We start from the raw sequence: 17,901 nt of genomic DNA on the forward strand, positions 1-17,901 counted from the left end.
CCAGTGCCGCCGCTCCGCCCGGACGCACCGATTGGCACGTACCGGCCATGTCGGCGCTGGCCCTCGGCGGATTCGGGATCGGCACGACCGAGTTCGTCACCATGGGTTTGCTACCGGACATCGCGTCGGCCGTGCACGTCTCCGAGCCGACGGCGGGACACGCGGTGTCGGCCTATGCGCTCGGTGTGGTGATCGGTGCGCCCCTGATCGCGGCGCTGTGCGCGCGGGTGCCGCGCAAGCGGCTGCTCGTGGCGCTCATGGTGGCGTTCACCGTCGGAAACGCGGCGACCGTGCTGGCGCCCTCGTTCGGGATGCTCGTTCTGGCGCGGTTCGTATCGGGATTGCCGCACGGTGCTTATTTCGGTGTCGCCTCGCTGGCCGCCGCCACCCTCGCCCCGGTAGGGCAGCGGGCCAAGGCGGTTGCTGGAGTTATGCTGGGATTGAGCGCCGCCAATGTCGTCGGCGTTCCCGCAGCAACTTGGCTCGGCCAGCACCTCGGCTGGCGCGACGCGTTCGTGGTGGTCGCGCTGATCGGGGTGAGCACCGTAGCCGCGCTGCTGCGCTTCGTCCCGGAACTCACCGGCGTCACGATCACCGATCCGATGACCGAACTCGGCGCGCTGCGCCGTCCGCAGGTGCTGTTGACGCTGCTGGTGGGCGCCGTCGGATTCGGCGGCATGTTCGCCGTCTATACCTACATCGCCACCACGCTCACCGACGTCGCCGGGCTGCGCGCCGGGGCGATCCCGCTGGTGCTGATGTTGTTCGGCGTGGGCATGGTGATCGGCAACATCGTCGGCGGCGTGCTCGCCGATCGCGGTGTGGACCGCGCCATCTCGGTGTCGATGGTCGCGATGACCGTCATCCTCGGCGGCTTCGTCGCCGCGGCGCACAACCCGTACACCGCCGCCTTCGGCGCGTTGCTGGTCGGCGCGTCCGGAGCCGCGCTGGCGCCTGGGCTGCAGACCCGCTTGATGGACGTGGCAGCCGATGCCCAGACCCTCGCCGCCGCCCTCAACCACGCCGCCCTGAACATCGCCAATGCCGCGGGCGCCTGGCTGGGTGGCTTGGTCATCGCGGCGGGCTTCGGTTACACGGCGCCGGCCGTGGTCGGCGCCGCCCTGGCCGCTATCGGCGTCTTGTTGTTCACGGCGACCGTCTGGGCCGCGCGCCCGGCCGTGCGGAAGAAACGCGCGGCGCGGTAGCGCCTTGCCGAGCGCGGGCACTGGAGGCGACGGCGTCTTCCCGGTGCGAGGCCCGGCGCGCTCACCCGTGGTGGCCGTCGGAATCCGGACGCACCGGGTCGGGTGAGGACTGTTCGGAGCGGGCGGCGAGGGCACGACCGGCGATCTCGTGCAGATGCGCCGAGGCGCGCCGCCACCGGCGACGGGCGCGCTCGTCGTCGGGGTCGATGAAATTGGAGATCAGGATGCCGCGCAGCGCGTCCATGGCCGTGTAGATGAAATCGCGCGCCTCCTTGCGGCGCACGTCGTCCGGCACGAACCGGGCGACAGCCAGCAAGACGGCGTTGTTCACGAACGGCTCGACCTTCTCCATCGCCGCGGCGAGCACCGGGTCGGTCCGTCCCGCCACCCACAGTTCCACGGTCGCGATGAACAGCGGACCCTGATGCAGGTCCCACAGGAACTCCAGCGCCGCCGCCACCGGATCGTCACCGGCTTCGACCCGTGACATCTCCCGCATGGCGGTTTCGGCGCGCAGCTGCGCGAGATGGCTGATGGCGGCCACCACCAGATCGGTTTTCGAGCCGAAGTGATGCACTTGGGCCCCGCGGGTCACTCCCGCGCGTTCGGCCACCCGTGGCGTCGTGGTGCCGGAGTATCCGTACTCGACCAGGCAGTCCACTGTCGCGTCCAGCAAGCGGGTGCGCATCTCGGTGCTGCGCTGCTCCTGTGTCCGGCGCTGCTGCTTCGCGACTACGCTCCTGGCCATCGCTCGATCCTACACTTACATACACTGCTGTATGTTCCGGCTCGGATGGGGATCGGGATGGGCCGGGAATCGTTCTGGACGGCGACTTCGATGACTCGCCGGGGCGTCGCTCATCCCGGGTGGCGAGCGGGTGTCTACCGGCGGTGAGTCCGGTCTGAGGTTCTAAGAACATGCATGTCTCACTGTATGTAGCAGCCGAGCGGCAATCGGCTGGTCGATCGGGCGTCTGTAAAGAGCGTGGGGAATCTCTTGCCCAGTTTACATACAACCTTGTATGTTTGTTTTTACTCGCGCCCGCCGCCCCGCGGCGGACGCACAGATGTGAGGAGTTCGATGGCGAACAAGGTCTACGTCGTCGGTGTCGGAATGACGAAGTTCGAAAAGCCGGGCCGCCGCGTGGTCGAGGAGGCCGACGGCACCACCCGCGCCTGGGACTACCCGGACATGGCCAGGGAATCGGGCACCAAGGCGCTCGCGGACGCGGGCATCGCCTACGACCTGGTGGAACAGGCCTACGTGGGCTACGTCTACGGCGAATCCACCTCGGGCCAGCGTGCCGTCTACGAACTCGGCATGACCGGCATTCCGGTGGTCAATGTGAACAACAACTGCTCCACCGGCTCAACGGCGCTGTACCTCGCGGCGCAGGCGATCCGTGGCGGTCTGGCGGACTGCACGCTGGCGCTGGGTTTCGAGAAGATGCAGCCCGGGTCGCTCGGGTCGACCTGGGACGACCGCGAGCAGCCGATGGCCAAGCACGTCATGGCGCTGGCCGAGATCTCCGAGGTGCTCTTCCCGGTGGCGCCGTGGATGTTCGGCGCGGCGGGCCGCGAGCACATGAAGCAGTACGGCACCACCGCCGAGCACTTCGCCAAGATCGGCTACAAGAACCACAAGCACTCGGTGAACAACCCGTACTCGCAATTCCAGGACGAGTACACCCTCGACGACATACTCGCCTCGCGGATGATCTACGACCCGCTCACCAAGCTGCAGTGCTCGCCGACCTCGGACGGATCCGGTGCGGTGATCCTGGCGAGCGAGGCTTTCGTCGACGTCCACGACCTCGCCGGACAGGCGGTGGAGATCGTCGGCCAGGCGATGACCACCGACTTCGCCTCGACCTTCGACCAGACCGCCAAGAACCTGATCGGCTACGACATGAACGTCCAGGCCGCGCGGAAGGTCTACCAGCAGTCGGGGTTGGGCCCGGAGGACTTCCAGGTCATAGAGCTGCACGACTGCTTCTCGGCCAACGAACTGCTGCTCTACGAAGCGCTCGGACTCTGCGGCGAGGGCGAGGCCGGGCAACTGGTGGACGACGGCCGGACCACCTACGGCGGCACCTGGGTGGTCAACCCGTCCGGCGGCCTGATCTCCAAGGGGCATCCGCTCGGCGCGACGGGTCTCGCGCAGTGCTCGGAGCTGACCTGGCAGCTGCGCGGCACCGCGGACAAGCGACAGGTGCAGGGCGCCACCGCCGCCCTGCAACACAACATCGGCCTCGGCGGCGCGGCCGTCGTCACCGCCTACCAGCGCGCCGATCGCTGAACGGCGAACCGGCCCTGGACGAATTCGACGAGGAGTCGACACATGGGACACATCGAAGCCACCAAAGACGTCAACGCCGCCCCGGAGGCTTTGTGGGCGGTCGTCTCCGACCCGCAGACCTGGGACAAGTGGTTCACCATCCACGAACGCTTCATGGAGGAGCCGCCCGCCGTACTGAGCGAGGGCGCCAAGCTGGTCGCCAAGATCGTGATGCTCGGCATGGCGAACAAGCTGGAATGGACCATCGTCGCGGTGGACGCGCCGCACAAGCTGACCCTCGGCGGCACCGGCATGGCCGGGGTCAAGACCGAATTCACCTTCGACATCCGGCCCAACGGCGAGGGAAGCACCGTCCTGGTGTCCGGCGACTTCGAGGGCGCGCTGATCAAGGGCGCGCTCGGCAAAGCCGTGGAGAAGGACGGCATCAAACAGCTGGACCGATCCCTCGAACAACTCGACGCCCTGGCTGTAGCGGCATGAGCGGTCAGGCCCGGAGGAGGCAGCGCAGCGTGACCACGCAGGGCCCCGCTCATGCCGGAAAGGACAGAGCATGAGCGGTCAGGCCCGGAGGAGGCAGCGGAGCGTGACCACGCAGGGCCCCGCTCATGCCGGAAGGCACACAGCATGAGCGGTCCGGCCCCGGGGACCGCCCGGGTCGTCGAGTTCGACGACAGCGGCTTGGAGACCTGGTCCGACGAGGACCGTTTCGAGGTCACCGCCGAGCGCGTCGCGGAATACGCCGCCGCGACGAACGATCCGATCGCCGCGCATCTGGCCGGTACGGTGGCCGGGCCGGTCTTCGCCATCGTGCCGGTCTTCGAGGCCATGATGATGCCCGTCATCGATGTCGCGCCGATGGACATCTTCGGCCGGGTCGTGCACGGGGAGCAGGACTTCCATTTCCATCGCGCGATCCGGCCCGGCGATCGGCTGGTGTCGCGGGCGAAGGCGATCGGCTACGCCAGCCGTCCGAACGGGACGGCCATCACCATCCGCATCGAATGCCGCACCGATGCGGGCGAACCGGTCAACGACCAGTACCTGACCGCCTTCTTCCGCAACATCGATGCGGGCGCCACGGTCGGCGCGGCCGCTCCGCCACACAAGTTCGACGAGCGGCTGCGCGAGCAGGATCCGGTCGCCGTGGTGGCGCAGCACGTGGACCACGACCAGACCTTCCGCTACGCACCCGCGTCCGGTGATCCGGTGCCGCTGCACCTGGACGAGCAGGTCGCCAAGGACGCCGGGTTGCCCGGCATCATCGCGCACGGGTTGTGCACCATGGCGTTCGCGTCCTGGGCGGTGCTCACCGAGGTCGCGGCGTCGGATGTGCACCGGCTCCGGCGCTTCGCGGTGCGCTTCGCCAAACTCGTCTTCCCCGGCGACGATCTGGAGACCCGCATCTGGCGGGCGGGCTCCGCCGACGGCGTCACCCGCTACGCCTTCGAGACCGTGCGCGGCGACGATGTCGTGCTCAGCGACGGACTGGCCGAGATCGCCGACTGACCATCGCGCGGCGGCACCGACGCCGCCGTTTTTCCCATCGCCGGAATCGGCGCGACTTCAGGAGACATCACATGGGCGTACTGGCCGGACGGGTCGCCGTCATCACCGGCGCGGGTCGCGGCATCGGCCGCGAGCACGCACTACTGTTCGCGAAGGAAGGGGCCGCGGTGGTCGTCAACGACCTCGGCGGCAGCAACGCGGGCGAGGGGACCGACACCGGCCCCGCCCAGGAGGTGGTGCGCGAGATCGTCGCCGCCGGCGGCAAGGCGGTGGCCAACACCGACGACGTCGCCACCTGGGACGGCGCGCAGAAGCTGGTCGACCAGGCGGTCGCCGAGTTCGGCGGGCTCGACGTCGTGGTCAACAACGCGGGCATCCTGCGCGACGCCTTCCTCGCGGGCATGTCCGAGGCACAATGGGACGCGGTGATCGCGGTGCATCTCAAGGGCCACGCAGCGGTGCTGCATCACGCCGCCGCGTACTGGAAGCAGCAGTCCAAGGCGGGCAACCAGCCCAAGGCCGCGGTGATCAACACCGCCTCGGCGTCGGGCACCACGCTGCCCAATCCGGGTCAGGCCAATTACGGCGCGGCGAAGGCCGGGATCGCCGCGCTCACCCTGGTGGCCGCCGACGAACTGGCGCGCTACGGCGTGCGGGTCAACGCGATCGCGCCGATCGCGCGCACCCGGCTCACCCTGGCCACGCCCGGTATGGGGGAGATGCTGGCGGCCGAGGCGGAGTCGTCCGAGGGCGGGTTCGACGCCTTCGCGCCGGCGAATATCGCGCCGCTGGTCGCCTACCTGGCCGCGGAGACGTGCCCGATCACCGGGAAGGTGTTCGCGGTGCAGGGCGGCGCGATCTCCGAGCTGGCCGGTTGGCACGATGTGAAGACCATCGAGACCGAGGGTCCCTGGCTGATCGACGACATCGCCGCCCGGCTGCCCTGATCTCGGGGAATGTGAGGAGAACGACGATGTTCGAATGGTCCGAGACCGATCTGCTGATCCGCGACGCCGTCCGGGCGTTCATCGACAGGGAGATCCGTCCGAATCTGGACGCGCTCGACAGCGGCGAATTGCCGCCCTACCCCGTCATCCGGAAGCTGTTCCGCGAGTTCGGGATCGACGTAATGGGCGGCGAGGCTGTGCAGAAGATGCTGGCCAGGCAGGAGGCGCGCGCGGCGGACGCGGCGGCGGGGGAGCCGAAGCAGGAGAAGAAGGCCTCCGGCGCGAGCCCGTTCGCGGGGCAGGAATCGCTGATGGCGGTGCTCATCGGGGAGCTGTCCGGGGTGTGCATGGGCTTGGTCTCCGCGATGGGGGTGAGCATCGGTCTCGGCGCCACCACGATCATGTCGCGAGGCACCCTGGCGCAGAAGCAGCGCTGGCTGGAGGACATCGTCACCATGCGCAAGGTGGCGTCCTGGGCGATCACCGAGCCGGACTCCGGTTCCGACGCGTTCGGCGGCATGAAGACCTACGTCAAGCGCGACGGGGAGGACTACCTGCTCAACGGTCAGAAGACCTTCATCACCAACGGCCCGTACGCCGACGTGATGATCGTCTACGCGAAGCTCGACGACGGCGCGGGTGGCGACAAGCGCGACCGCAAGGTGCTCGCGTTCGTGCTCGACAAGGGGATGCCCGGCCTCACCCAGGGCAAGCCGTTCAAGAAGATGGGCTTGCACTCCTCGCCGACCGGTGAGCTGTTCTTCGACAACGTGCGCGTCGGCCGGGACCGGCTGCTCGGCGAGACCGAGGAGCACAAGGGCGGGGACGGGCGGGAGAGCGCGCGCTCCAGCTTCACCGCCGAGCGCGTCGGCGTGGCGTTCATGGCGCTGGGCATCATCAACGAGTGTCATCGGCTGTGCGTCGAGTACGCCAAGACCCGCAAGCTCTGGGGCCAGGAGATCGGGCGGTTCCAGCTGGTCCAGTTGAAGCTGGCGAAGATGGAGATCGCGCGGATCAACGTGCAGAACATGGTGTTCAACACGCTCGAGCGCGGCCGCGCGGGCAAACCCCCGACGCTGGCCGAGGCCTCCGCGATGAAGTTGTACGCCTCCGAGACCGCCACCGAAGTCGCCATGGAAGCGGTCCAACTCTTCGGCGGCAACGGCTACATGACCGAATACCGCGTGGAGCAGCTCGCCCGCGACGCCAAGTCGCTGATGATCTACGCGGGCAGCAACGAGATCCAGGTGACCCACATCGCAAAGGGATTGCTGGCGCAGTAACCCGACAACTTCGCTCGCCGTGGACGCGGTGGTGCCTTCAGCCGTGTGCCTGTTGCTGCATGCGCCCCGCGTCTCGACTGTTCCAGTCGCGTGCTCCGTGCCTGGGGTTCGATTGCCAACGTGCCCAGCGCACCCCGGCCACGTCTTTCGAGCGAAGCGGACCGAGCATTGCCTGTTCGCGGCCTGGCTAGCGTTTGCGTGGCCGCCGCATACGCGGCGAACGAGCAGGCGGCGGTCGCGCAGAGGAGTCTCTCGAAACGGCGTGCCACGGGCTGTAGCGCTCGGCCCCTGACCCGCCCAGCGGATCTCGACCCCCGGTTTCGAGCGAAGCGAGACCGAGCATTGCCCGTTCGCGGCCCGGCTCGCGTTTGCGTGGCCGCCGCGTCCGCGACGAAGTCGCAAGCGGCGGTCGCGCAAACGCGAGCCACAAGGGGGCCGCGAACACCCAGCGCCGCAGGCGCTGGACAAATCACACAGCGCGTAACCGGGTGCGGCTGGCGTACACGTGCTCGGCGATGAGGGTGGCGATGCGGTCGGGCGCTTCCAGCATCGGTACGTGGCCGACGCCGTTGACCAGGATGCGGTCGGCGGATTCGGGAAGCTCCTTCAGGTAGCGGCGGGCGTACACGCGGTTGGGGATGACCCGGTCGTACTCCGAGAGCAGCAGCCGGACCGGCGTGCGGAGGGTGGACAGGTCTTCTTGGGCCGGCGCCCGCATCGCGCCGAGAATCATCGGAACCATCGCCGGGCAGTGCAGTGCGGCGGCGAGGGCGGCGGCCGCGTCGCGCCGTGGCACCGCGGAGGCATGCTTGCTCAGGGCGAGCAGCGCGATCCGCTGGGCGAGCGGGTTGCCGATCGCGAATCCGCCCAAGCGCTTGCCGATTTCGACGATCGGGACCAGGGACAGGAATTTCAGGTTGACCCGCCACTGCGTCAGCGAGGGCGCGTGCCAGCCGCCCGCGGGCGCGATGAGCGTCAGGGTGCGGGCTCGTCCGCGGCGGGCGAGTTCGACGCCGACCAGGCCGCCGAGCGAGTTGCCCGCGATATGGCAGGTGCGCCAACCCAGTTCGTCGAGCTGTTCGCAGATCCGGTCGGCCAGCGTCGGCACGTTCACCGCCGGGCCCTCGGCGGGCGCGCCGCCCCAGTGGCCCGCGAACGCGGGCGCGAACACTTCGCAGTGTGTCGACAGTCGCGCGGCGGTCTGCTCCCAGCAGTGCGGCGACATCATGAACCCGTGCAGCAACAGCAGCGGGTCGCCGGAACCCACGTGCAATGCCTTGATCGGCTGGGGCTGTTCGGCCCGGGTGGATCCGCGCGCGGCGGCGGAGGAGGACTGGGAGGTGTCGGACGACATCGTCATCACCCCTTCCTGGACGGCAGTGTCCGGGGGACTTCATCTGACCAGCATTGTACGGTCGTGGGGTGCCGTATATCTCGACAGTGAACGTGAACGGTGTCCGCGCGGCCGCGGGCAAGGGGCTGCTGGCCTGGCTCACGGCCACCGAGGCGGACGTCGTCTGCGTGCAGGAGACCCGCGCCACCGACGAGCAGGTCAGGGCCGCGCTGGCGCCCGCCCTCGACGCGGGATGGCAGCTGTCGCATGCCGAGCCGGAGTCCAAGGGGCGCGCCGGTGTCGGCATCCTGTCCCGGCGGGCGCCGAGCGCGGTGCGAGTCGGCTTCGGCAGCGATGAATTCGCGGCTGCCGGACGCTATCTCGAGGCCGATTTCGGCGACCTCACCGTGGCCAACGTCTACGTGCACTCCGGTGACGCGGGCACGGTTCGCCAAGAAGAGAAGTATCGCTTCATGGCCGAGCTCGGCGCGTACCTCGCGGCTCGAACCGGGGATTTCGTGGTCGCCGGGGACTGGAACATCGCGCACACCGAGCGGGACCTGAAGAACTGGAAGGGCAACCTGAAGTCGGCCGGATTCCTGCCGCAGGAGCGGGCGTGGATCGACGAACTGCTGGCCGCCGGATATGTCGACGTGGTGCGCAGGCTGCATCCCGAGGTCGACGGTCCCTACAGCTGGTGGTCCTACCGTGGCCGCGCGTTCGACAACGACAGCGGCTGGCGCATCGACTATCACTTGGCCCGAGGCGATCTGGCCACCCGCGCCAAGGCCGCGGTGGTGGAGCGCGCTGCCGCGTACGATCAGCGCTGGTCCGACCACGCTCCCGTTACGGTGCAGTACCGATGAACCGGTCGCTCAGGCGCGGCCTCGGACTGCTCGGCGCGGTCGCTCTGGTGCTGCTCGCGGCGGTGCTGGCGCTGTACGACGGTGGCGATACCACCACGGCCGCGCCGACGAGTCGCGCGACGACCGTCGCGGTGACCACGACCGCCGCCGCCCCGCGCGGTGGGGACACCGCTTCGCCGGTCACCCAGGCGGCCGGCGTCCCGGAGCGCGCGTACGTCACCCTCCGGGAGATCGATGCGGGACGGTGGCCGGACTCGGCGAACGCCCCGGGCACGAAAGGGGGCGAGCGATGGCAGAACCGCGGCCGCGACCTGCCCACCACCGACGGCTCGGGTAAGCCGATCGCCTATCAGGAATGGGACGTCAATCCCAAGCAGCCCGGCCGATCCCGCGACGCCGAACGCATCGTCACCGGCAGCGACGGCTCGGCCTGGTACACCGGCGACCACTACCAGACCTTCACGAGGATGCGCTGATGACAAAGACCGTCACGCTGTCGCAGTTCCTTGCCCGGCCCGACGCGGACGACGCGCCACCCAGCGCCGAACTCGCGCCGCCGGGCGTCACGTTCGGCGCCCTCGCGGTCGACGCCGCCGAGTTCAGCGCGGTGCGGGACAAGGCGCCTTCCGGCTACCTGGTGCGCGAGCTGCGCGGCGCGAAGATGCCGACCACCGCCCGGCTGTTCGACGAGTTCGCCGCCGCGTTCCAGTTTCCGTACTACTTCGGCGAGAACAAGGACGCGTTCGACGAGTGCCTGCGTGACCTGGACGATTTTCTCGGCGAGGGCGCCGGTTACGTTGCCGTGGTACGCGACTCGGCCGAATTGCTGGCCGAGGAGCCGATCGAACGCGACTGGTTCGCCGAGGCGATGCGCGACTGCGCCGCATACTGGTCGCGGCGGGAGGTGCTCTTCCGGGTCGTCCTGCAAGGCGACGCGCCCGACCTGCGGGACGTGTCGCTGCGGCTGTGAGCGGGGCCGTTACCGCAATTTGTCGGCCAGGTCCTCGCCGAGCAGGACGAAGACGTCGACCGTGTGCTCGATCAGTTCGTCGCGCGTGAGATTCAGATCGCCCTGCAGCCAAGCGGTCAGCGTCTGCACCAGCCCCCCGACCAGGTAGAGGGCGCGGAAGTCGACCGCCGAGGCGGGGGCCGAATCGGGCATCCGATAGAAGTCGGTGCCCTCCGCGGCCACCATCCGCGCGAACCCGCGAACGGTCTCGGTGGTGCGGGCGCGCAGGTCGGGCGTCGCCATGCCCGCGATCAACGCTGCCTTCGCCTTGCGCGGGTCGTCGGTGAGCAGGTGCACGCCCGCGGTGATCGCGGCGTGCGCGGTGGCGCGCGTGTCCGGCGCGGCGGTGCGCACGGCCGCGAGAATGGCCGCCGCCAGTTCTTCGGCGATCCCGTCGATCAGGGCGGTGAGCACGGCGTCGCGGCTGTCGAAGTTCTCGTAGTAGTACCGCTCGTTGAGACCGGCCCGCGCGCACAACCCCGACACGGTGAGTTTCCCCAGACCTTCCGTGCCGATGATGTCGAGCGCGGCCTCCAGCAACGCGCCGCGCCGCTGCGCCCGGCGCTCTTCGGCGGATATGCCTCCATAGGTTCGTTGCGCCGTCACAGTTCGATTCTTACAGGCGCCCGAGGTACCGGCGGCTGCCTTGCCGCCCACGCTGCCCGACGCGGCTCGGCAACATTCTGGAGGTAACTCTTGCCAGAATATCTAATTCTGGTGGATGCTATTGCCAGATGTTCTCGACGAGGAGGCGGCGATGTCCGAGCCCGGCTATTTCAGTGACCATTCGATGGTCCGGCGGGTGATGAGCAAGCGCGTGGTCGGGCTGACCTACGGCTTGCGCGCGCTGGTGATCGGCGCGGTGCATCCGCTGCTCTACGTGGGCACCGCGGAGAACACCGAGCACCGGATGACGCCCTACACCCGGCTCGCGCTGACCGGCCGCCTGTTCGAGGCGGTGTTCCTCGGCAGCAAGGCCGACGCCGATCGAGCGCTGGCGTTCACCAGGAAGCGGCACGTCAGGGTGCATGGCGCGCTGCCGGAGGATGCCGGTGCCCGCCACCCGGCGGGGACTGGGTACTCCGCGCTCGACCCGCATCTGATGTTCATGACGATGGCCTTCACCTTCGACTCGGCAGAGGTGATGTACGACCTGCTGGTGCGCACCATGACCGACGGGGAGCGCGAGGCGCTCTACCAAGACTACGTGCGCTGGGGGGAGCTGTTCGGCATGCCCGCCGACGCCGCGCCGGGCGGCTACCGCGAGTTCCGCGCGTTCTTCGACGGCTACCTCGCCTCCGACGAGCTGTTCCTCACCGACGAGGCGCGCCTGGTCGGCTCCTACTTGGCCGGGCAGCACGTCCCTTACCCGCAGGGCGCGCCGTTGCAGCAGGTCACGTCCGCGTTCTATCTGCTGGTGCAGGGCAGCCTGCCGCCGCGGATCCGGCAGATGTACGGCATGCGGTGGGGCGTACCCGAGGAGGTCGCCTACCAGGGCCTTTCGCGCGCGGTTCGCACCGCGCACGTGTCGGTTCCGCTGGTGCCCCCGGTGCTGCGCAACACGCTCGCCGGTCCGAGCGCCCCGGTCTACAAAATGCTGTCCCGGCGTGAGCACGAACTGGTCAGCGGCGGCAAGCCGAGCATGCCCGGGGTGGACCCGCGCAACTGGGTGCAGCGAAATTCGGCTTGAGCCGCATGCGAAGATCGGGGTATGTCCAGTCCTGCGCCCAGCCCGGCCGCCGAACGCAAACAGCGGGTTCTGTCCGGGATCCAGCCGACCAGCTCCTCGTTTCATCTAGGGAACTACCTTGGCGCGCTGCAGTACTGGGTGACCATGCAGGACGACTACGACGCGCTGTATTTCATCCCGGATCTGCACGCGATCACGGTGCCGCAGGAGCCCAAGGAGCTGAGGCTGCGCACCAAGGCCGCCGCCGCCCAACTGCTGGCGCTCGGCATCGACCCGAAGAAGTCGACCCTGTTCGTGCAGAGTCAGGTGCCCGAGCACGCCGAACTGGCCTGGGTGCTCAGCTGCATCACCGGTTTCGGCGAGGCCGGTCGGATGACCCAGTTCAAGGACAAGTCGGTGAAGCAGGGGGCGGAGAACGCGACCGTCGGCCTGTTCACCTACCCGGTGCTGATGGCCGCCGACATCCTGCTCTACCGCGCCCATCAGGTGCCCGTCGGCGAGGACCAGCGCCAGCACCTGGAGTTGACCCGGAACCTGGCCCAGCGCTTCAACACTCGGTTCAAGAAGACGTTCGTGGTGCCGGAGGCGCACATCGTCAAGGGCACGGCGAAGATCTACGACCTGCAGGATCCGACCGCGAAGATGAGCAAGTCCGCCTCCGCCGACGCGGGCCTGATCAACCTGCTCGACGATCCGAAGGTCACCGCGAAGAAGGTGAAATCCGCGGTCACCGACACCGAACGCGAGATCCGGTACGACCCGGAGCGCAAGCCGGGTGTCAGCAACCTGCTGGTGATCCTGAGCTCGCTGACCGGTGCGCCGATCGTCACCTTGGAGAAGGACTTCGAGGGTAAGGGCTATGGCGAGCTGAAAGCCGACGTGGCCGACGCGCTGGTCGAATTTGTCACGCCGCTGCGGGCGAAGGTGCAAGAGTACATGTCGGATCAAGGTGAACTCGACCGTGTACTCGCCGCCGGAGCCGAGCGCGCGCGAGAGATCGCCGGCAACACCCTCGCACAGGTCTACGACCGGGTCGGTTTGCTGAGTCGCTAGGCTGCCGAGTCTTCGCCGGACGGTTGTCGCGCGCCCGCCCGGGTAACACCGGTGTGAGGTCTCTCGGTCGAAGGGGCGAATGGTGCAGGTGATCGACAACGTCAAAGCCGGGATCGAACGCCGGATTCAGGCGCAGCCGTGGCTGGACCATTTGGTCCGCACCGCGGGACGCTATCAGCGGCAACGCGGCGACTACTACGCGGCCGGCATCACGTATTTCACTGTGCTGTCGTTGTTTCCGCTGCTCATGATCGCCTTCTCGGTCGCGGGCGTGGTCTTGTCCAGTAATCCGGAACTGCTCCAGGAGTTACAGGCCAAAATCATCGAGAACGTTCCCGGTTCGTTCGGCACTCAGCTGAACGACCTGGTGAATCAGGCGGTCGATTCCCGCGGTACAGTCGGCACCCTGGGTTTGCTCACCGGCATCTACAGCGGGCTCGGTTGGATGGCGAACCTGCGCGCCGCGCTCACCGAACAATGGGAGCAGAAGTCTCCGGACGGCAATTGGCTGATGACCAAGCTGTCCGATCTGGGGGCGCTGGTCGGTCTCGGGCTCGCCTTCGCCGTGTCGCTCGGGTTGTCGGCGTTGGCCTCGAGCACCCTCGGCAGCCGGTTGCTCGAGAGCATCGGCCTCGACGAAGCCCCAGGCGCGGGCGTGCTGCTGTGGCTGTTGTCCACCTCGCTCGGGTTCCTCGCCTCGTGGGCGGTGTTCGCGTGGGTCATCGCCCGGTTGCCCCGGGAGCCGGTGACGCTGGCCAGCGCCGCCAAGGCGGCTGCCATAGCCGCGTTGGTGTTCGAGGTGTTCAAGATCGTCGCGTCGATCTATTTGCGATCGGTGCTGAGCAGCCCCGCGGGCGCCACATTCGGCTCGATCATCGGACTGATGGTGTTCAGTTACGTCACCTACCGCATCGTCCTGTTCGCCACCGCCTGGGCCGCCACCGCGACGGAGAACGAGCCGGAAGCGGAGATTCCCGCACCCGGACCCGCTGTGATAGCGCCGCGGGTCAGGGCAAGCGAGCTGTCGGCGGGCGTGGGCGCCGCCTACTTCGGCGCGGGCGCGCTTGCCGCCCTGGCGCTTTCCGGCCTACGTAAGTTGCCCGGCCGTCGTTGATCTGTCCGCCGCGCCGAGTGTTCATGCGCGGGTTCGATCAGCGTCGCCGGTTGGCCTGCCGGGCGGCTAGCAGCAGCGCGGCGACCACGAGGACACCGCCGATGATCAGCATGGTCCTGGCGCCTGCGCGGCGATCCTCGGCCGCGGGCATCGCGGACGGGTCGCTGCCCGGCACCGACGGCGTGGCCCGGTCGCTGTCCGCAGTGGGCGGCGCGGCCAACGTGACCGCGCTCTGGTCCCGCTGCGGCACCACCGCACCGGGCAGGTTGCCGACGGAGGCGCCGCGGGGCAGTGCGAATCCGTAGTCGAGCAGGTGGGCGGCCTGTTCCCAGGGCCGCAACGGCTGCACGTCGGCCTTGAGCAGGGTGACGGCGAGTCTGCGGCCGCCCCGCTGGGCGGCGGCGACGAAGGTCTGGCGCGCGTCGTCGGTGAAGCCGGTCTTGCCGCCGAGCGCGCCGTCGTAGTTGTAGAGCAACTGGTTGTCGTTGCCGATCGGGTAACCGGGACGGTCGGTGTCGCCGGGAATCGCCGGGTCGGCCGGGTAGCCCGGGAAGTCGACCTGCTCGGTGTGGATCAGTTCGGCGAACAGCGGGATGGTCATGGCCTCGCGGAACAGCACGGCGAGGTCGTAGGCCGATGTGCTCATCCCGGGTCCGTCCAGCCCCGACGGCGTAGCCGTACGAGTGTCCATGGCGCGCAACGACTTCGCCAAGTCGTTCATTTTCGCGACGGTCGCGGCGTCACCGCCGAGCTGCGCGGCGATGGCATGCGCAGCGTCGTTGCCCGAAGCCATGATCAGCGCCTGCAGGAGCTGCCGGTTCGTATACCGGCCGCCGGGGCCGATGCCGACGCGGGTGCCGTCCACATCGGCGTCGGCCCGCGTGCCGACCACCACCTTGTCCAGCTTCAGCGTGCGCAGCGCCAGTGTGGCCAGCAGCACTTTGATCGTGCTGGCGGGCCGGTAACGCCCGTGCGGGTCCTTCGCGGCCAGCACTTCGCCGCTGTCCAGATCCGCGACCAGCCAAGCCGTCGCCGAGATGTCCTGCGGGGCGGGCGGCGCGGCTTTGGGAAGCACGACACCGCATTCGCCGAGGCGCGTGCCGCCGATCGGCGGGGAGGGGATCGGCAGCGGGGTCGGGGTCGGCTGTCCGGGCGCGGGCACTTCGGAGGCGTCGATCGGCGCGGGCGGCAACGTCTTCTGCGGGCAGCCGTCGGTGTTCGGGGTGGTGAACGGCGTAGTGGTGCCGGGCTCGGCGAGCGACGGCGCGGCCGTCGCTCCGATCGCGGCGACGGCCAGCACGACGCCCACGCAGAGCAAGGCACGGCGAGTGATCTTCATCGCCGATGAGCCTAGCGAGCGATCCGGTGATCGGCCGCACACGCTTGGGCTTCCGAACCAGATATTGACAGACTCTACTAAATGACAGCTACTATCAAATAAATGCAACTACCATTTATGGAGGCGTCATGAAGAACGACTCGCCCCGGCGCTGGCTCGCTCTCGGCGCGCTGGCCGTGGCGATGCTGACCATCGGGCTCGATGTCACCGTGCTGACCGTGGCGCTGCCCACGCTCGCGATCGACCTCAACGCGAATACCGCCGCGCTGCAATGGTTCAGCAGCGCCTACACGCTGGCGCTGGCCGCCGTGATGCTGCCCGCGGGCGCGCTCGGCGACCGCTACGGTCGCAAGAAGTTCCTGCTGGCCGCCCTGGCGCTGTTCGGCGTCGCGTCCGTCGCCTGTGCCGTGGCCGGTTCTCCAGGCGAGCTCATCGCGGCGCGGGTCGTGCTCGGTATCGCGGCGGCGGCGATGATGCCGCTGTCGATGTCGGTGCTGCCGGCGATGTTCCCCGAACCGGCCGATCGCCAGCGAGCGCTCACCATCTGGATCACCTCGACCGCGATCGGCTTGCCGCTGGGCCCGATCGTGGGCGGCTGGCTGCTGCGCAACTTCTGGTGGGGGTCGGTGTTCCTGATCAACGTGCCGATGGTCGTGATCGGCGCGCTGGCCGTCGCCGTACTCGTGCCCGAATCGCGCAGCGCGCAGCGCTTCCGGATCGATCTGCTCGGGGTGGCGCTGTCCGCGGTGGGCATGCTCGGGCTCACCTACGGCTTCATCCGGATCGGTGAGCAGGGCTGGAGCGACGGCCCGGCCTGGGCGACCGTCGCGGCCGGTGTGCTGCTGTTCGGCGCGTTCCTGGCCTGGCAGCGCAAGGCCGCGCATCCGCTGGTCGACCTCGCGTTGTTCGCGACGGACGGATTCCGCTGGGGGACGGCTTTTTCCATCGTGGTGAACTTCGCCATGTTCGGCATGTTCTTCACCGTTCCGCAGTACTTCCAAGCGGTGCTCGGCGTGGACGCGCTGGGCAGCGGCCTGCGGTTGCTTCCGCTGATCGGCGGGTTGCTGGTCGGCAGCAGGCTGGTCGACAAGGTGCTGCCGAAACTGGGCCTTCGCATCGTGATCACCGCGGGGTTCACCCTGCTTGCCGGTTCGCTGGCGCTGGGCGCGCTCACCACGGTGGACAGCGGCTACGGCTTCACCGCGGTGTGGCTGACGCTGCTCGGCGCCGGAATGGGGTTGGTGATGCCCGCCGCGATGGGCATGGCGATGGGTGAACTGGACGCGGAGCGCTCCGGCTCGGGTTCCGCGCTGCTACAGGCGCTGCGCCAGGCGGGCGGCACCATCGGCGTCGCGGTGCTGGGCACCGTGCTGTCCACCCGGTACCGATCCGAACTCGGCGCGCTGAACCGCGAACCGATCGACGACGGTGTGAACGCGGGCGTCGCCACGGCACGCAAGCTGGGAGATCCGTCGATGCTGCACCACGTGCAGGTGGCCTTTCTCGGCGGCATGAGCGCGATGCTCTGGGCCTGCGCGGGGCTGTGCCTGCTGGCGGCCGTGCTCGCGGCGACCGTGATGCGTGCGCGGCAACCCGCCGGGGCGCCGGAGCCGGGTGCGGCAGAATCAATACATGTCGGTTGAGCTACCCGCGAACGGGACGGCGCAGGGTTTGCGCGAGCGGAAGAAGGAACGGACCCGCCGGACGATTCGCCTGGAGGCGTTCCGGCTGTTCCGCGAGCAGGGGTACAACGAGACGACCGTCGAGCAGATCGCCGCGGCCGCCGATGTCTCGCCGAGCACCTTCTTCCGCTATTTCCCGTCCAAGGAACAGTTGGTGCTCGCCGACGACCTGGATCCGCTGATGCTCGAGGCGCTGCGGCGTCAGTCGCGCGATCTCAAGCCGATGGCGGCCTTCCGCAACGCGGTGCTCGAGGTCTTCGGCAATCTGCCCGCCGCCGAGCTGGCGTTCGAGCAGGAGCGGCAGGCGCTGCTGTATCACGTGCCGGAGCTGCGGTCGGCCATCGGCTTGGAGATCATCCGCAGCATCGACCTCATCGCGACCCTGCTGGCCGATCATCTGGGCCGGGCCGCCGACGACTTCGAGGTGCGGGTGGCGGCGGGCGCGATGGCGGGCGCGGCCCTCGGCATGGCGACGATGACGCCGTTGAACGTCGAGAACATCACCCGCACCTTGGATTTTCTGGATGCGGGCATGCCGCTCGGCCCGCGGCCCGAGTCCTGAGGTCGTGACCCGG

Annotated in this window: 18 protein-coding genes; 14 read left to right on the forward strand and 4 right to left on the reverse strand. The window is 68.7% G+C overall.

All coding sequences use genetic code 11. The features are described from left to right. Positions 1-47 precede the first annotated feature (47 nt). On the forward strand, positions 48-1,205 hold the full coding sequence (locus tag ACWEKR_RS17275) for an MFS transporter (RefSeq protein ID WP_452355332.1): 1,158 nt from the start codon (positions 48-50) through the stop codon (positions 1,203-1,205). Between the two features lie 61 nt (positions 1,206-1,266). Here the strand turns inward: ACWEKR_RS17275 and ACWEKR_RS17280 are convergent, their stop codons facing one another. Next, a complete protein-coding gene (locus ACWEKR_RS17280; protein WP_452355275.1) occupies positions 1,267-1,953 on the reverse strand; it encodes a TetR/AcrR family transcriptional regulator in 687 nt (228 codons plus the stop codon). 333 nt (positions 1,954-2,286) lie between these two features. Between ACWEKR_RS17280 and ACWEKR_RS17285 the strand changes: the two genes are divergently transcribed. The 5 genes from ACWEKR_RS17285 (at position 2,287) to ACWEKR_RS17305 (ending at position 7,240) form a co-directional block, all read left to right on the forward strand. After that, positions 2,287-3,504 carry a lipid-transfer protein gene (locus ACWEKR_RS17285; protein ID WP_452355276.1) on the forward strand — a complete coding sequence of 406 codons (1,218 nt, stop codon included), beginning with the start codon at positions 2,287-2,289 and terminating at the stop codon, positions 3,502-3,504. Between the two features lie 42 nt (positions 3,505-3,546). After that, positions 3,547-3,984 (forward strand): type II toxin-antitoxin system Rv0910 family toxin, encoded by a 438-nt coding sequence (locus ACWEKR_RS17290; protein WP_159839513.1) that lies wholly within the window; start codon positions 3,547-3,549, stop codon positions 3,982-3,984. 144 nt (positions 3,985-4,128) lie between these two features. Then, positions 4,129-5,010 (forward strand): MaoC/PaaZ C-terminal domain-containing protein, encoded by an 882-nt coding sequence (locus ACWEKR_RS17295; protein WP_195084665.1) that lies wholly within the window; start codon positions 4,129-4,131, stop codon positions 5,008-5,010. A 71-nt stretch (positions 5,011-5,081) separates the two neighbouring features. After that, positions 5,082-5,957, forward strand: coding sequence for an SDR family oxidoreductase (locus tag ACWEKR_RS17300; protein ID WP_159839509.1), 876 nt, complete (start codon positions 5,082-5,084; stop codon positions 5,955-5,957). 26 nt (positions 5,958-5,983) lie between these two features. Continuing rightward, complete coding sequence (locus ACWEKR_RS17305) at positions 5,984-7,240, forward strand: acyl-CoA dehydrogenase family protein (protein ID WP_452355277.1); 1,257 nt, start codon at positions 5,984-5,986, stop codon at positions 7,238-7,240. 469 nt (positions 7,241-7,709) lie between these two features. Here the strand turns inward: ACWEKR_RS17305 and ACWEKR_RS17310 are convergent, their stop codons facing one another. Then, positions 7,710-8,600, reverse strand: coding sequence for an alpha/beta fold hydrolase (locus tag ACWEKR_RS17310; RefSeq protein WP_452355278.1), 891 nt, complete (start codon positions 8,598-8,600; stop codon positions 7,710-7,712). Positions 8,601-8,662: 62 nt separating this feature from the next. On the opposite strand from ACWEKR_RS17310, the gene ACWEKR_RS17315 reads away from it, so the two are divergent. The 3 genes from ACWEKR_RS17315 to ACWEKR_RS17325 are packed head-to-tail and all read left to right on the forward strand — an operon-like array spanning position 8,663 to position 10,409. Further along, positions 8,663-9,439: an exodeoxyribonuclease III gene (locus ACWEKR_RS17315; protein ID WP_452355279.1), complete on the forward strand. Its 777-nt coding sequence runs from the start codon at positions 8,663-8,665 to the stop codon at positions 9,437-9,439. Next, positions 9,436-9,915: a ribonuclease domain-containing protein gene (locus ACWEKR_RS17320; protein ID WP_452355280.1), complete on the forward strand. Its 480-nt coding sequence runs from the start codon at positions 9,436-9,438 to the stop codon at positions 9,913-9,915. Before ACWEKR_RS17315 ends, ACWEKR_RS17320 begins: the two co-directional genes overlap by 4 nt. Beyond that, positions 9,915-10,409, forward strand: a complete 495-nt coding sequence (locus ACWEKR_RS17325; RefSeq protein WP_452355281.1) for a barstar family protein — start codon at positions 9,915-9,917, stop codon at positions 10,407-10,409. Before ACWEKR_RS17320 ends, ACWEKR_RS17325 begins: the two co-directional genes overlap by 1 nt. 9 nt (positions 10,410-10,418) lie before the next feature. Here the strand turns inward: ACWEKR_RS17325 and ACWEKR_RS17330 are convergent, their stop codons facing one another. Next, positions 10,419-11,054: a TetR/AcrR family transcriptional regulator gene (locus tag ACWEKR_RS17330; protein WP_195088086.1), complete on the reverse strand. Its 636-nt coding sequence runs from the start codon at positions 11,052-11,054 to the stop codon at positions 10,419-10,421. Between the two features lie 151 nt (positions 11,055-11,205). On the opposite strand from ACWEKR_RS17330, the gene ACWEKR_RS17335 reads away from it, so the two are divergent. The 3 genes from ACWEKR_RS17335 to yhjD all read left to right on the forward strand — a co-directional run bounded on the left by ACWEKR_RS17335 (position 11,206) and on the right by yhjD (position 14,305). Further along, positions 11,206-12,138, forward strand: a complete 933-nt coding sequence (locus tag ACWEKR_RS17335) for an oxygenase MpaB family protein (protein ID WP_452355282.1) — start codon at positions 11,206-11,208, stop codon at positions 12,136-12,138. Positions 12,139-12,159: 21 nt separating this feature from the next. Next, positions 12,160-13,191 (forward strand): tryptophan--tRNA ligase, encoded by a 1,032-nt coding sequence (trpS, locus tag ACWEKR_RS17340; RefSeq protein ID WP_452355283.1) that lies wholly within the window; start codon positions 12,160-12,162, stop codon positions 13,189-13,191. An 82-nt stretch (positions 13,192-13,273) separates the two neighbouring features. Then, entirely contained in the window at positions 13,274-14,305 is a 1,032-nt protein-coding gene (yhjD, locus tag ACWEKR_RS17345; RefSeq protein ID WP_452355284.1) for an inner membrane protein YhjD, read from the forward strand. Positions 14,306-14,342: 37 nt separating this feature from the next. Here yhjD and ACWEKR_RS17350 read toward each other — a convergent pair whose 3' ends face one another. Beyond that, entirely contained in the window at positions 14,343-15,644 is a 1,302-nt protein-coding gene (locus tag ACWEKR_RS17350) for a D-alanyl-D-alanine carboxypeptidase family protein (RefSeq protein WP_452355285.1), read from the reverse strand. Between the two features lie 128 nt (positions 15,645-15,772). On the opposite strand from ACWEKR_RS17350, the gene ACWEKR_RS17355 reads away from it, so the two are divergent. Together ACWEKR_RS17355 and ACWEKR_RS17360 are read left to right on the forward strand one after the other, a co-directional pair. Continuing rightward, positions 15,773-17,287: an MFS transporter gene (locus ACWEKR_RS17355; RefSeq protein WP_452355286.1), complete on the forward strand. Its 1,515-nt coding sequence runs from the start codon at positions 15,773-15,775 to the stop codon at positions 17,285-17,287. Then, a complete protein-coding gene (locus ACWEKR_RS17360) occupies positions 17,277-17,888 on the forward strand; it encodes a TetR family transcriptional regulator (protein ID WP_195088094.1) in 612 nt (203 codons plus the stop codon). The genes ACWEKR_RS17355 and ACWEKR_RS17360 overlap by 11 nt, the downstream gene beginning before the upstream one ends. Positions 17,889-17,901 lie beyond the last annotated feature (13 nt).

The sequence above is a fragment of the Nocardia sp. NPDC004573 genome (genome assembly GCF_053602135.1).